1 protein-coding gene and 1 pseudogene are annotated in these 625 nt (G+C 68.5%); both read left to right on the forward strand.

Annotated elements, in window-relative coordinates; genetic code table 11:
• Positions 1-215 (forward strand): annotated as a pseudogene (locus JCM19049_RS21665) (hypothetical protein); the annotation flags it as partial.
• Between the two features lie 96 nt (positions 216-311).
• Positions 312-625, forward strand: a 314-nt coding sequence (locus tag JCM19049_RS16875; protein ID WP_279403491.1) for an MFS transporter, incomplete at its 3' end; no start/stop codon positions are given.

Consider the following 625-nt stretch of genomic DNA (forward strand, 5'->3'; position numbering starts at 1 on the left):
CTGCTGTTGGCCTTGCCGGGCTTCGGCGGCCTGGTGTACGGGCTGAGCCGGCTCTCGGCCGCGGGCTGAACGCCGTGAACGCCACCGTGCTGGTGGTGGCGGTGCTCTGCCTGGTGACCTTCACTCTGCTGCAGGCCCGCCTGCAGCAACGCGATGCGGCGCTGCTGGACCTGCGTTCGTTCACCTACCGGCCTTCACGCTTTCGCTGCTGCTGATGGTCTTTGCCATGGTGGCCCTGTTCGGGTCATCATCCTGCTGCCGATGTTCTTCACCTCGGTGCTGGGCCTGGACACGCTGGCCACCGGCTGATCATGCTGCCCGGCGGGCTGTTGATGGGTCTGCTGGCCCCGTTCGTGGGCCGGCTGTTCGACAAGGTCGGTGCCCGGCCGCTGCTGGTGCCCGGCGGGGTGATCCTGACCGCGGTGCTGCTGGGCTACGCGCTGGTCCTTGACGCGCAGACCCCGGTCTGGCTGCTGGTGGTGATGCACCTGGTGATGAGCCTGGGCATGGCGCTGATCTTCACCCCGGCGTTCACCACCGCGCTGAACCCGCTGCCGCACCACCTGCATTCGCACGGTTCGGCCGTGCTCTCCACGCTGCAGCAGCTGGGTGGGGCCATGGGCAC

This window comes from Arthrobacter sp. JCM 19049 (assembly GCF_001310435.1).